Source organism: Pseudoalteromonas sp. 0802 (assembly GCF_013350085.1).
Lineage (GTDB): Bacteria > Pseudomonadota > Gammaproteobacteria > Enterobacterales > Alteromonadaceae > Pseudoalteromonas.
In genome coordinates this window covers 1-14,246 of sequence record NZ_JABVXE010000007.1, presented here as the reverse complement: position 1 = coordinate 14,246, position 14,246 = coordinate 1, and the positions used below count along the sequence as shown (strand labels likewise).

General features: G+C 41.8%; 12 protein-coding genes. 6 read left to right on the top strand and 6 right to left on the bottom strand.

Going from position 1 to position 14,246, the window contains the following annotated elements; translation table 11 throughout:
• The first annotated feature begins 328 nt into the window (after window positions 1–328).
• Both HUS61_RS12700 and HUS61_RS12695 read left to right on the top strand, forming a co-directional pair.
• Window positions 329–2,107: a DUF885 family protein gene (locus HUS61_RS12700; protein WP_130167377.1), complete on the top strand. Its 1,779-nt coding sequence runs from the start codon at window positions 329–331 to the stop codon at window positions 2,105–2,107.
• Between the two features lie 112 nt (window positions 2,108–2,219).
• Window positions 2,220–3,704, top strand: a complete 1,485-nt coding sequence (locus HUS61_RS12695; RefSeq protein WP_055020563.1) for an FMN-binding glutamate synthase family protein — start codon at window positions 2,220–2,222, stop codon at window positions 3,702–3,704.
• 51 nt (window positions 3,705–3,755) lie between these two features.
• Here HUS61_RS12695 and mtnK read toward each other — a convergent pair whose 3' ends face one another.
• Window positions 3,756–4,973 carry an S-methyl-5-thioribose kinase gene (gene mtnK / locus HUS61_RS12690; RefSeq protein ID WP_175082604.1) on the bottom strand — a complete coding sequence of 406 codons (1,218 nt, stop codon included), beginning with the start codon at window positions 4,971–4,973 and terminating at the stop codon, window positions 3,756–3,758.
• 145 nt (window positions 4,974–5,118) lie between these two features.
• Here mtnK and mtnA point away from each other — a divergent pair, with 145 nt between their 5' ends.
• Window positions 5,119–6,147 (top strand): S-methyl-5-thioribose-1-phosphate isomerase, encoded by a 1,029-nt coding sequence (gene mtnA, locus HUS61_RS12685; protein ID WP_175079411.1) that lies wholly within the window; start codon window positions 5,119–5,121, stop codon window positions 6,145–6,147.
• Window position 6,148: 1 nt separating this feature from the next.
• Here mtnA and HUS61_RS12680 read toward each other — a convergent pair whose 3' ends face one another.
• From HUS61_RS12680 to HUS61_RS12660, 5 genes are all read right to left on the bottom strand, one after another.
• A complete protein-coding gene (locus HUS61_RS12680; RefSeq protein WP_175082603.1) occupies window positions 6,149–8,311 on the bottom strand; it encodes a winged helix-turn-helix domain-containing protein in 2,163 nt (720 codons plus the stop codon).
• Window positions 8,312–8,406: 95 nt separating this feature from the next.
• The gene (locus HUS61_RS12675; RefSeq protein WP_175082602.1) at window positions 8,407–8,748 is read right to left on the bottom strand and encodes a gamma-glutamylcyclotransferase family protein; all 342 of its coding nucleotides are present in this window, start codon (window positions 8,746–8,748) and stop codon (window positions 8,407–8,409) included.
• Between the two features lies 1 nt (window position 8,749).
• Window positions 8,750–9,292, bottom strand: a complete 543-nt coding sequence (locus HUS61_RS12670; RefSeq protein ID WP_175082601.1) for an acireductone dioxygenase — start codon at window positions 9,290–9,292, stop codon at window positions 8,750–8,752.
• Entirely contained in the window at window positions 9,289–9,975 is a 687-nt protein-coding gene (gene mtnC / locus HUS61_RS12665; RefSeq protein ID WP_175082600.1) for an acireductone synthase, read from the bottom strand. Before mtnC ends, HUS61_RS12670 begins: the two co-directional genes overlap by 4 nt.
• Complete coding sequence (locus HUS61_RS12660; RefSeq protein ID WP_175082599.1) at window positions 9,972–10,601, bottom strand: methylthioribulose 1-phosphate dehydratase; 630 nt, start codon at window positions 10,599–10,601, stop codon at window positions 9,972–9,974. The genes mtnC and HUS61_RS12660 overlap by 4 nt, the downstream gene beginning before the upstream one ends.
• A gap of 99 nt (window positions 10,602–10,700) precedes the next feature.
• Here HUS61_RS12660 and HUS61_RS12655 point away from each other — a divergent pair, with 99 nt between their 5' ends.
• The 3 genes from HUS61_RS12655 (at window position 10,701) to HUS61_RS12645 (ending at window position 14,085) form a co-directional block, all read left to right on the top strand.
• A complete protein-coding gene (locus HUS61_RS12655) occupies window positions 10,701–11,843 on the top strand; it encodes a methionine aminotransferase (protein ID WP_175082598.1) in 1,143 nt (380 codons plus the stop codon).
• Window positions 11,831–12,604 carry an amidohydrolase gene (locus HUS61_RS12650; RefSeq protein ID WP_175082597.1) on the top strand — a complete coding sequence of 258 codons (774 nt, stop codon included), beginning with the start codon at window positions 11,831–11,833 and terminating at the stop codon, window positions 12,602–12,604. Before HUS61_RS12655 ends, HUS61_RS12650 begins: the two co-directional genes overlap by 13 nt.
• A gap of 65 nt (window positions 12,605–12,669) precedes the next feature.
• Window positions 12,670–14,085, top strand: a complete 1,416-nt coding sequence (locus HUS61_RS12645) for a mannose-1-phosphate guanylyltransferase/mannose-6-phosphate isomerase (RefSeq protein ID WP_175082596.1) — start codon at window positions 12,670–12,672, stop codon at window positions 14,083–14,085.
• Window positions 14,086–14,246 lie beyond the last annotated feature (161 nt).

The following is a 14,246-nucleotide window of genomic DNA, read 5'->3' as shown; positions in this document are numbered from 1 at the left end:
TAAATACGCATATCAACCAATTAATCATCTCTTCCGTAAAGTTTATTTGCTTCCAAGCATAAATACTGAGTCTACAGTAATCTGTAATCAGTCTATTTAAAAGCAAAATCGCTAATTTTGGAACTTAAATTTGTTTCGTTTGCGTCTATTAGCTGATTTTCTCAACAACTTTAACAAGTGTAATTAAAAATTGCTTAAACCTTGCTCATTCTTATCTACACTGCGCTGTTAATTTGAGCGTATTTAACCTGAGCTTGGTCGCATTTGCTTGGGTTTTAGCCAGTGCTGCGCTACTTTAGCGATACTGATTAAAACTAAAAAGAATGCTATGAAACAAACACTGTCGCGAACTTTAAACCGTTCTGTTATTGCGGTTGCTTTAGCTTGTACTTTAAGCGCTTGCCAAGTAACAAATATTGATGCTGATCAGCAATTTACTCAAGTAGCCGAAAATATTGTTAATTACCGCCAAAGCATCAGCCCATATGGTAAAGAAAATGGCGTTGATGGTTATTTATTAGAAAATCTATCGGCTGAATTTTTAGAACAAAAATACAAGAAGAATACTGAGCTACTTGCCGAGCTAGACGCTATCGACCGTGATAAGTTATCGGAAGAAAACCGCATTAACCTGACTATTTTGCGTGGCCAAGTGCAAAATAGTGTCGATGAATATGTGTTTAATGCGCACTATATGCCGCTGACATCTGAGTATGGTTTCCACTCTAGTCTATCATTTATGATATCAAGCTCAGATTACACAAAACCACAAGATTACCAGCTATATCTTGCTAAATTACAGCAAATTCCCCGCTATTTTTCGCAAAATATCGGCTGGATGCGTAAAGGTCTTGAAGTAGGTTTAACCCAACCAAAGGCTGTTTTAGAAGGGTATCAAGACTCAATCACGGCTTATATTGTTGATGATGCGACACAGTCTGAATTTTACAAACCATTTTTAAATAACACGGCAGGTGTAAGTGATAGCGAGTTTGCAGCGCTACAAAAGCAAGCGCAAACCATTATCACAGAACAAGTTATTCCGGCATATCAAGGTTACTTAACCTTCTTTAACAATGAGTATCAACCGGGTGCACGTACAGATATTGGTATTTCAAGTACGCCGAATGGCAAAGCGTTTTATGAAAACCGTGCTAAGTACTACACCACCACAGATATGACGCCAAAAGAAATCCATGAGCTAGGTTTACAAGAAGTCGCGCGTATTCGCGCAGAAATGGAAAAAATTATTGAGAAAGTAGGCTTTGAAGGCTCGTTTGCTGATTTTGTGCACTTTTTACGTACTGATCCGCAATTTTACGCAAAAACACCAAAAGATTTGCTAAAAGAAGCGTCTTACATCGCCAAGAAAATGGATGCGCAGTTACCTAAGTTATTCCACACCTTGCCAAGAATGCCGTATGGTGTTGCGCCAGTGCCAGAGAGTATTGCCCCTAAATATACAACCGGCCGTTACTCAGGTTCTCGCCGTGATGACCAAGCAGGTTATTACTGGGTTAATACCTATGCGCTAGATAAGCGCCCGTTGTATGTTCTTGAAGCATTAACTTTGCACGAAGCTGTACCAGGGCATCATTTACAAATTTCACTTAATGCAGAACTTGAGTCATTACCAAGTTATCGCCGTAATGCATATTTGTCGGCATTTGGTGAAGGTTGGGGCTTATATTCGGAGTTTTTAGGTATCGAAGCGGGCTTTTATCAAGACCCATACAGTGATTTTGGTCGTTTAACCTATGAAATGTGGCGTGCAGCACGTTTAGTAGTTGATACAGGTATGCATATGTATGGCTGGAGCCGCGAACGCGCAATGAAATTTATGAGCGAAAACACCGCGCTATCATTACATAACGTGAAGACCGAAACTGACCGTTATATTTCATGGCCTGCACAAGCGTTGTCATACAAAATTGGTGAGCTAACAATTAAACGTTTACGCCACGAAGCTGAGCAAGCACTTGGTCAAGATTTCGATATTCGCGAATTCCACCATCAAATATTACGTCATGGCTCAGTGCCAATGTCAGTGCTTGAAGAGCAAATTCAACTTTATATTAAAGCTGAATTAGCCAAACGAGCAGCATAGCGGCATAAAAGAAACGAAAAGGCGTGACTTACATCACGCCTTTTTTGTTTATTGCACGTAATATAAACACCTTATATGCTTTGAAGGATGTCATTTCACAAAGGGGCCTTGGATGAGTGATTTTATAATTTTTAGTATCGATGTTTTTGCCAGCTTGTTTATTTTTGCACTCGGCATAGGTTTGCTGGTGATTGTGTGCTTTTACATTAGTGATGTGACGCAATCTAAGCAGGCGATTCGCCGTAATTACCCGGTGATCGGCCGCTTTCGTTATTTTTTTGAACGCCAAGGTGAATTCTTCAGACAATACTTTTTTGCCATGGATAGGGAAGAGCTACCATTTAATCGTGCTGAGCGAAGCTGGGTTTACCGCGCTGCGAAAAATGTTGACCGTACTACGGCCTTTGGTTCAACCCAAAGTCTTGAAGCAACGGGAACGGTGATGTTTATGAACTGTGCGTTCCCAACTTTAGATGAAGATGCACTCGATCCGAGCGAAGTTACGTTAGGGCCTTATTGCCAAGCTCCTTATACAACAAACTCGTTATTTAATATTTCTGGCATGAGCTTTGGTGCCTTATCTAAGCCCGCTGTTCGCGCACTATCGCGAGGTGCAAAGTTAGCGGGTTGTTGGATGAATACCGGTGAAGGAGGGCTCAGCCCTTACCATCTTGAAGGTGGCGCTGATATTGTGTTTCAGATTGGCACGGCAAAATATGGTGTACGAGATGAGCACGGTAAATTAAGCACCGAAAAACTCAAAGCGATTGCTGAGCACGAACAAGTTAAAATGTTCGAAATTAAAATGAGTCAAGGTGCTAAACCCGGTAAAGGAGGTATGTTACCAGGGCGCAAAGTGACTGCTGAAATTGCAAAAATTCGGGGTATTCCTGAAGGGCATGACTCTATTAGTCCAAATGGTCATCCAGAGATTAAATGCCCAGCAGATTTACTCGATATGATTGAAACGGTACGCAGTACCACAGGTAAACCAACCGGTTTTAAAGCGGTGATTGGTGAATACACTTGGCTCGAAACCTTGTTCAGTGAAATCAATAACCGAGGCATTGAATCTGCCCCTGACTTTATCACTATAGATAGTGCCGACGGTGGAACGGGCGCTGCCCCTCAACCCTTGATGGATTCAGTTGGTTTACCGCTACGAGAGAGCCTGCCTTTGGTTGTTGATCTGCTAAAAAAACATGGTCTCAGAGAACGAGTGAAAGTGATTGCATCGGGTAAGCTAATCGTACCGTCAAAAGTGGCTTGGGCACTTGCATTGGGTGCTGATTTTATTGTATCGGCGCGTGGTCATATGTTTTCGCTTGGTTGTATTCAGGCTCTACAATGTAATAAAGATACCTGCCCGACCGGTATTACGACTCATAATGAACGCTTACAGCGAGGCCTCGATGTGACCGATAAGGCACAACGTGTCGCCAATTATAATAAGTTTATTCATTATGGTGCAGGGCTGATTGCTCATTCATGTGGTGTATCAAGTGCCCGCGAGTTAGCTCGCCAGCATGTGCGAGTGGTACAAGAAAATGGTTTATCAGAGCCGCTCGATAAAATGTATGAGCACTACAATAAATAATCTAGTTGAATAATTAAAAGGCGCGTTGAGCGCCTTTTTACTTTTTGCTAGTTAATTTAATAAACTGATTAACAACGAAAAGAACTCGTCTTTATTGTTACAGCTTGTGGCATTAAGCATCAGTTGCTCGCCAAGTACGAGTGTTTGCTGTTGTACTGCTAAACGAGCTTGTGCATCTTCAATACCGTCTATATCTGCAACATGGGCTAAACCAATAGTACGGCGAATAAGTTCAGCGCCACAGTAGCCAATCGCATCACGCAATACGTGTTGTAAGTAATCTTCGCTAAAGGTGCGGTTTGCAAAGCTAATATCAGTTGCTTCGCTGCTTGCTAGGTTTAACCAATGTTGCTCAAATTGGCTATAACAGTCTTGTAAGCAGGTTAATAAATGAGTTTGATACTGACGGCGCTTTGCTTGCTCTGTAATACGGGCGTTTTGGGCACAGTAATTTAGAAGCAAGTTACCCATAAATGAGCCGATATCAAAGCCAACAGGGCCAAAAAAACCAAACTCTGGGTCGATCATTTTAGTTGTTTTGCTATCAACAAAAATGCTGCCACTGTGCATATCGCCATGCAATAAAGTTTGCGGGCAAGATAAAAATTTAGCTTTTAATTTCGCTGCGGCCAGTTTTAAAGCATCATTATTTCGAATACTTTCGACGTGCTCATTAAGCTCAGTTGGGAAGTTATTGCGCTCATGCTCAATGTACGGATCAGTGAAAAATAAGTCTTCTGTGATCTTACATAAATCAGGATTAATAAATTGACTGACTTTGGCTTTTTTATCTTCAGCAGATAAGTAAAAGTCTGAGTTATAAAAGCCTGTTCGGCTTAAGTAGAGCGCAACATGGCTGGCCAATAATGGAAATTGCTCTGCGTTGATTTGTGCGCCACGTAAAATTTGTAACTCACCTAAATCTTCTAACACGGTTAATGCTAGCTCTACATTGTGATGCAATATCGCCACGGTATGCTCTGGGCATAACTTACCATGATTAATCAATACTTCGGCTTCGATTCTGGCGCGGTCTAATGATAATGGCCATGACTCACCTACGCAGCGGGCATAAGGGAGTGCTTGCTTTAGAATTACACTGTTGTTGTGCTGATCAGCAACCCGAAAAACTAAGTTTAAGTTTCCGTCTCCAAACTCGTATGCAGTCAGTGCTGCATCAGCAGGGAAGACTGAAATTAGTTCACTTTTAACAAGTTCTTTAATGTAATCAACAGCATGAACTGCATTAAAGGCAGTGTATTTAGCCATGGCTCTATCTCGTAATACAATTAACTTTGAGCATTCTATACCTGTAACCGTTTAGATGTCCATACATCTAGCTTGTTAGTTATCAAAACTGATGTAAAATAACTATTCACTTAAATTAGTTATTCATTAGTTATTCGGATTCAGTATGCAAGATCTCATCGCCAGCAGTATTAAATATCAGCAAGGTACGCTAACCGTGCTTGATCAGTATTTGTTGCCACATCAACAGCATTGGCATGTATGTAACGATGTTGAAACGATGAAAGATTTGATTTTGACTTTGAAAATCCGGGGAGCACCTTTAATCGGCTTAGGTGCGAGCTTATTGGTTGCACACTTAGCTGAGCAAGGCATGAGTCAATCAGCACTTGCGGTTGCTATAGATGAGCTTGAAGCAACACGCCCAACAGCGGTAAACCTTATGCACTGCATGGCCAAGTTACGCGTAGCGCTTGCAGAGACTGACTTTGTAACTGCTGTTGTCGCGACTGCTGAGCAGTTATTTAAAGAAGATATTGCCCTTTGCGATAGCATGGCAGAACGTGGTGCTGCTTTGGTTGATAAAGGCGATAACATTTTAACCCACTGTAATACCGGTGCTTTAGCGACTGCGGGTGTCGGCACTGCATTAGGGGTTATTTATAAAGCTCAGCAACGCCATGGTGACATTCATGTTTGGGTTGATGAAACAAGGCCGTTACTGCAAGGCGGCCGCTTAACGGCTTTTGAGCTTGAGCGCTGGCAAATTCCTTATACCTTGATTTGCGATAACATGGCGGCGAGTTTAATGGCTGCGGGCAAAGTAGATAAAATCTTTGTAGGGGCAGACCGTATTGCTGCAAACGGTGATTTTGCCAATAAAGTCGGCACTTATAATCTCGCTGTGTTAGCGCATTTCCATAACATTCCATTTTATGTCGTTGCGCCACTTACGACACTTGATACACAAACGTTGTGTGGTGCAGATATCGAAATTGAGCAACGCAGTCCTAATGAAGTGCGCGGTGTTAGTGGTAGTTTTGGTGAAGCGATGTGGGCACCGACTAACGCGAAGGTTTATAATCCGGCATTTGATGTGACACCGGCGAGCCTAGTCACAGGCTGGGTGCTCGATAGCGGCGTTTATAACCAGTCCGATATCGAGCAAGGTATTCTAAAACAGTTAAAGTCGTAAATTACTCTGCGCTTTTTTTAGTGTAGAGCTCAATGCTATTTTGATTGTTGGCAGTTAAGAAGGTTACTGCCAGCTTGTCGTTTTTAGCATTAAGGCGCGATATATAGTGAGAAGGCTTCATTTGAAGTACTGACTCAACGCCCTGCATTGTGGCTAAATTAATGCTGAAAACTTCAGTATCAGTGGCGATATACAAACTATGTAGGTTACTTGCCATCGACACAATAGAAGGCTTTAACTCAGTTAGTTTGTCTGGTGTAGTCAGCTCACTATAGGTGTTGTTATCGCTGTCTAAAAGCAGGTATTTATCGTATTTAGAATGCACAATCAGCTGTGTATCGTCATACCATGCAATAGCTAGGGGTGTATCTATAGTGCTTTTAATCACTTCATCGCTGTTGGTGTGAAGAATCATTATTTGATTTAGCTGATTGCTAAGATCGGTATATAGCACGGCAATCTTGTTACCCCTTATAGCTGCCAGCTTGGTACTACCAGGAAGTGTCCAGTGCTTAATTTCTGAGAAATCAGCAGCATTTAATAATGTTAATTGCTGATCGGCTTTATTAAAGCTAACAAGTTGGCTACTGTCACTATTTGCTGCTATTACTGAACTATCTTCACCAATTTTGCCAGTGATATTGATGTATTGGTTTGCTTTTCTGAGCCAGTGTTGTCGTTCTGAAAACTCAAAGTCAGAGAAGTAAACATCATTATTGGCTAATGCGACTAAGTCGTCTTCATGCTTATTCGCTGTGGCGATGTAACTCATTGTTTTTGAATTAAGGTCAAAGACTGCGGCATCTTTATCGTGAAGGTCAGTACTGATCAACACACTTTCTTTGCTTAAAGGGTAAGCATAATTTGCTCGTTTTACTGGCGCTGTTATAGCGGGTTGTCGACTCATACTATCAAAAGAGAATGATTCAATAGTTGAGGTGCCGCGGCTATACCAAATTAGTGAGTTGGTCTGCTCATCATATGTGGCTACCCATGCACGGTAATCGTTGGTAGTTAAAAGCTTTAACGAGCTGCCATCTAAATTGGCCATGTATATCTCTACTTGGCCAACATTATGGCGCTCAAAGATGATGCGGCTCGGGTTTTTTATAGTTGTTAAAATAAAGTCCCCAGTGCCAGTGATATTGGGTGTGCTAATGCGAATTTCTTCACCGGTTTTTAAATCTTGTGCATATAAAGCATATAAATGAGTTAAGCCACGGTAATTATTACGCCTTGAAATTGCGACATCACCCACTTCAATGTACTGACTTGGCTGAGAATTAAGTAAAGATTGGTTGATACGTGGCTTTATTAACGCTTCACTTGATAACAGGTTGCTTGCTTGCCAAGTGATGCAATCGCTGTAGTTTTTGTTTTCACAAGAGCCGTAAAATAATCGCTCTCCATCCTCAGACCAACCCTGTAAAAAGATATTGCCAGAGGCAATCACGTATTCTTTTTTAGTGGTTAGGTCGACGACAAAAAGACGTTGACCATCATTTTCTAGAATATAAGCAAGCTTAGTTTTGTCATGGCTTAGCATTAAACGATAGTGAGAGCCTTTATGCCATGAAATGGTTTCAGCTTGCAGGTCTAAAAATGGCGCTTCGTTTTGTACTTCATCATTTGCTTTAGGCTGTTGTGAAAATAACCAAATAGCAGTAATCAATAAACCAAGCACTAACGCTGCAAAAGGCCATGGCCAGCGTGAAGAATGCGCTTTTTGTTCATTAATGGCCGTAGGTTTAACTTGAGTATCAGCGTCTTTATCTACTGTTATTATATTTTCTGTTTTTAGCGGCTCTGTACTCACAGTGTGATCAAGAGGCTTAACTTCAATAAATAGGCTATAACCTTTACGATAATGGGTTTTAATGGTTTGCCCGGGCTGTTTTTCTGATTTAAGAGTTTTTCTTAGTTCAGAGATAGCACGGTTAATGGCATTGTCATCAACAAAGCTTTGTTGCCAAATATTCTCAACCAGCTCTTGGCGAGTGATAATGCGATCATTATGCTCAATAAAGAAACACAGTAATTTAAATAATAAAGGTTCTAGTTCACGCTTATGAGTGCCATCGCTGATGGTTTGCTGCTGAGTGCTAAGTTGCCACTCACCCACATAAATAACGGTATCGCGTAAGGGTGAAAATGCCGACCCCATGTTTAGTCCTTTAGCAAATAATTAGTACTTATTAATGGGGAGGATAATAGCAGCTTTTGTTCTTAATTTGGGTCTTTTTGTTTTATATTTGTAAATTAAAGGCTGTTTTTTGCAACATATAGCCAAGCTTGCTTGTTACATTGGAATGTTTCTGCAATTCGCTGATAATCATCTACTTCGTAAGCATCTGCCTGAGCAAGCTCTTGTTCGGTGATTAAATAAATAGTGCCATTAACAATATCACTTGGTTTACTTGTTTTGATTAAAGCCGGGTGAAAACGTTGACCACTACTTTTAAGTACGGCTTCGTCGGTGATCTCGACTTCACCAATGACATACCCAGTTAGCGTAGCAGGTTGACCTTCGAGCAAACGCCCGAAGGTATCAAGCTGAACCTGCGGGTACTGTAAGGTACCGTACGAGAATAGCTTTTCCATGTTAGTCCAGCAGTGGGAAGTTGGTAGCAATAGTTGACTCAGTACTTTTAGCGACCCAACCTTCGGTATTATTGAATAAGCGAATTGCTGTGAATTCAGGGTCGCTGCCCATATCAAACCAATGTGGTGTGAGTTCTGGTACTGAAATTAGGTCGCCCTGTTGGCAAAGCACTTGATACACTTTGTCGCCTAAGTGTAAGCAGAATAAGCCTTGGCCTTTCACAAAAAAACGAACTTCATCTTCGCTATGTGTATGTTCAAACAAGAACTTGCTGCGTAATTCGCTGGCATTTGGATTACCCTTAGCAAGCGAAATAACATCCACTGTTTGATAGCCCCCTTCAGCTTTTAAGCGCTCTATATCGTTAGCGTAGGCAGTTAAAATTGCGTCATGACTGGTCTCTTGGTCAATCTGCGCTGTTGCTTGCCATTGCTCAAAGCGAACGCCAACTGTTTTTAGTTCATTGGCAATCGCACTTAAGTCTTCACTATGAAACAGTATGTCGTTTGCGTTGTTATCGTTATAAATAGTTAATTGGCTCATGCTAAAAGCTCCGCGCTAAATTCCGAAAAGTCGTTGATATATGGGTGAGCATCACTTACCGCTTGGCCATCGCGAACAAGGTGCAAAGTTCCAAGACCAGCAGCTTTGGCAGCATCAAGCTCTGCCACCACATCGCTTAAAAACAATACTTCGGCAGCGTCAAATGGCAGCTCGGCGATAATATTCTCATAAGAGCTTTGCTGTTGTTTTGCACCGACTTTAGTGTCGAAGTAATCACTAAATAAAGGTCTAACATCACCGTAGTCAGAAAATTCAAAAATCAGGTGTTGGGCTTTTACTGAGCCTGATGAGTAGACATATAAACTTTTACCAGCTTGTTTTTGGGCTTGTAAAAAGTCATAAGCATCAGGGTAAAGGTGGCCAGTAAAGTCACCATTTTCGTAGCCTGTTTGCCAAATTAACCCTTGTAACTGCTTAAGTGGGGTAATTTTTTGATCCGTTTCAATCCAATGAATTAAATGGCTAATAACCGTGTCGATATCGGCTTCTGGTTGTTCAATATGTGCTTTCACGGCCTCAATTTGGGCTGCTACTTCTGGGTCACTTTGATGTGACTTTACAAACTCAGGTAATTGCCCTGCCGCGTAAGGAAATAATACGTCTTTAACAAAAGAAATGCGGGTAATTGTGCCTTCAATATCGGTTAAAATCGCTTTGATCATGGCTGAACTCCAGCTTGAATACCTTCTAGTTTTAGGCGCTCAAGCTCACAGCTAAATAGGAACTCTAAGCCTTCTAAATGGCGAAGTACTTCTTTGATATCTCGGCCAACGACATATAAACCATGGCCACGAATTAATACGGCATGCTCAATAGGAGTGTGAAGGTGATGATCACTGACCAGTAAGCTTAAGCGGTCAATGTCTTGGTCATTATCAAAAATTGGAATACTTAGCGTATCTAAATGCGATTTAACACCACTTAAAGATTTTTGCATTTCGTAGCCATGTAAATTGATAGCGTGGCCTTTGATCACACGCGATAACACGGTTGCTGCAACAGAATGGGTATGCAAAACAAATTTAGCTGATGGGATCAGCTTATACATATTCAAATGTAGCTCAGTTTCAGCTGATGGATTGCCAGAGCCTTTAGTACGATTGCCTTCATGATCAAATTCAATAAATGCATGAGTGCCGAGTTGACCTTTATCGAAGCCACTTGCTGTGACGACATAACCGCTTGCAGTGCGGGCTGAAAAGTTACCACCAGTAGCAGGGACCCAGCCACGTTGGCTTACCCATTTACCAGCTTCAATTAGTTCTGAAATAGCGGTATTGTTATGCATATATTCCTCGACATTCTAAAAGTTATTTAGACGGCTATACATCTGTTTTAAGCAATGATAGCATCGCTTCGGGCGCAAAACCATCTTTAAGGAACCTCTGTGTTTGAAAGTAAATTGCCGAATTTAGGCACCAGTATTTTTAGTCAAATGACCGCTCTAGCAAATAAGCACCAAGCGCTTAATTTATCTCAGGGTTTTCCTGAATTTGATGCACCAGAATTACTAAAAAAACAGCTCAATCATTATGTACTTGAGGGGGTAAATCAATATGCGCCTTCAAGTGGGGTTACAAAGCTACAACAGCAAATAGCGGCTTTGATTGCTAGAAAATACCATAACAACATAAATTACGAGCAACAAGTTACCGTCACCTCAGGGGCAACAGAGGCATTATTCGTAGCAATTCAAGCGCTTGTTAAAGAGGGTGATGAAGTTGTGGTATTTGACCCCGCGTATGACTCGTATCAACCGGCAATTGAGCTTGCTGGCGGTCGCTCAGTTCATGTTGCTTTGCATGCGCCAGACTACAAAATCGATTGGCAAGCTGTAGCTGATGTTATAACAGACAAAACACGTGTCATCATCATCAACATGCCACATAACCCAAGCGGTAAAATCTTTAAAACAGAAGATATTAATGCCCTTAAAGCGCTTGTTACTAAGCATGATTTATATGTAATTAGCGATGAAGTGTATGAGCACATTACCTTTGATGGCGCTTTGCATTTAAGTGCGCTGACCGACCCTGAGTTATTTGCACGCAGTTTTGTGATCTCAAGCTTTGGCAAAACTTTTCATAGCACCGGCTGGAAGATGGGTTATTGTGCTGCACCCGCTCAGCTCATGGTGGAGTTTCGTAAAATTCACCAATATGTGACTTTTTCAAGCTTTACGCCTGCCCAGCATGCACTAGCCGATATGCTCGAGTTAGAGCCAGAACATGTTGATGAACTTAGTTGTTTTTATCAACAAAAACGCGACTTGCTCAGCGAAGCATTAGCACAAAGCCGCTTTAAAATATTACCAAGTGAAGGCACCTACTTTTTATTACTCGATTACAGTGATGTGTCTGATCTTGATGATGTTGAGTTTTGCCAATGGTTGGTTGAGCAAGCGGGTGTTGCAGCTGTACCACTCAGTGTGTTTTATAACAGTGCAAGCAGCGACAAAGTGATTCGTTTATGTTTTGCTAAAAATGATGACACATTAAAATGTGCCGCGGAGATTTTATGCCAACTTTAACCTTAGCTTTAGTGCAGTCATCACTGCATTGGCTTGATAAAAGCGCCAACCTTGCGCACTTTACAGAGCAGCTTAACAGTTTAAACGAGCAAGTTGATATAATAGTCTTGCCAGAAACATTTGCCACGGGTTTTGCGATTAATCTAGATTGCAGCGAACCAGAGCAAGGCGAGGTACTTAGCTGGTTAAAAGCCACAGCTAAGCAAAAAAATGCTGTGGTTGCAGGCTCTGTTTTAGTTGCAAAAGGCGACAAAAAGGCTAATCGCTTTTATTGGGTTTGGCCAAGTGGCGAAGTGAGGTATTACGACAAACGCCATTTATTCTGTTTAGGTAACGAAGGCAATTTCGTCGCAGCAGGCGAGCAGCGCGAGATATTCGCTATCAATGATTTTCGCATTTTGCCGCAAGTGTGTTACGACTTACGCTTTCCTGTATTTCAGCGTAATTGCAACGACTACGATGTGATGATCAACGTAGCTAATTGGCCAGCTGCTCGTCGCCATGTCTGGGATACCCTTCTAAAAGCACGCGCAATGGAAAACCTGTGTTATGTCGTGGGTGTGAATCGCATTGGTGCTGATGGTAATAATGTTGCCCACAGTGGTGGTACTGCCGTTTATGATTTTAAAGGCGACACCTTGGCGAAGCTTGAAGATGACCAATCGGGCATCATTATTCAGCGCTTAGAAAAATCACCGCTTGATGACTTTCGAAGAATGTTTCCTGCTCACTTAGATGCTGATCAATTTCAGTTACTGTAATTGCTCGAAGCCGCATACTCAAAAATTTGTTAAACTCATGGTTGGATTATTTACTTTAAGCAATCATGAGTCGCAAAATCACCCCCGTTATTCTTGCTGGTGGCATAGGTTCTCGTTTATGGCCTTTGTCGCGTAAAGCGATGCCTAAGCAGTTTTTATCTTTACTTAGCGAAAAATCACTCTTACAGAACACGTTGTTACGAGTGGCTGACTCACGATTTAATGCGCCAATTTTAGTGTGTAATGAAGAGCATCGTTTTATTGCTAAAACGCAAATTGCAGAAATCACAGATAACTATACTTTATTGCTTGAGCCTGAAGGTAAAAATACCGCGCCAGCGATTGCCTTGGCCGCTGAATTTGCATTGCAAAATGGTCTAACCGATCCCTTACTAGTGATGCCTGCAGATCACCATATCAGTGATTTTGATAAGCTTATTGCCTGCTTAGATAATGCGATAGCGCTTTGTCAGCAACAACAATTAGTAACCTTTGCCATTACTCCCACTGAGCCACATACCGGTTATGGTTATATTCGCCAAGGTGAGCCGTTAGCCCATGAAGATTGTTTTAAGGTGGCTGAGTTCAAAGAAAAACCAGCTCTGCAATTAGCAGAAAAATACCTTGCCAGTGGTGAGTATGGCTGGAATAGCGGCATGTTTTTATTTTTGCCAGATGTGTATTTAAGCGAACTTAATCGTTTTGCCCCAAAGATTGCTGACAGTGTCGCAAAGGCTGCTAGTTTCACCGCAGATTTAGGTTTTCAAAGACCCGTTGCGGATGCGCTCACAGCATGCCCAAGTGATTCTATTGATTATGCTATTTTGGAGCGTAGCGCTAACGTTGCTGTTATTCCTGTTGATTTAAATTGGAGCGATGTTGGCAGCTTTTCAGCATTGTCGAAAATCGCAGAAAAAGACCAGCATGGCAATTATTTAGCTTCACAAGGGGTGAGTTTAGATAGTGAAAATAATCTACTTATCAGCGAAGCTGACCACACTATTGCGGCGCTCGGCGTGAGTAATAAAGCAATTATACATACTCATGATGCCACCTTAGTTGCAGACAAAAGTGCGCTCGATAAGCTCCCAGGTTTACTTAAACAGCTTGCTGTTGTCGATAGCGATAAACTAACCCATCATCAAGCTGTATTCAGACCTTGGGGCAACTATCGAACTTTAATTGAAAGCACTGGCTTTAAAGTAAAGAAAATCATCGTAAACAGCGGTGCAAAGCTCTCAACTCAACGCCATCAGCACCGTGCAGAGCACTGGGTCGTCGTATCTGGCGTGGCAAGCGTGCGAGTAGGTGATGACGAATTTGAATTAACAGCTGATCAATCTTGTTATATTGCGGCTAAACAATTGCACAGTCTTGCTAATCAACAAAACACGCCACTGATCGTTATCGAAGTACAAACCGGAGCGATACTTGATGAAACTGACATCGAGCGATTTGATGATAGGTATGGGAGGGAGTAGGTTGGTTTGAGCGGAGCGAAACCCAACGTAAGCGGAGCTATCAGCTATCAGCTTTCAGACGTCAGATTAGATTGGTGGAGTTGTTGATCTGACCCCGATAAAGTAGACACGGGGTTTAATTAATTTGTTCGTACTGCATGGGACTTTTATACCCTAGGGTG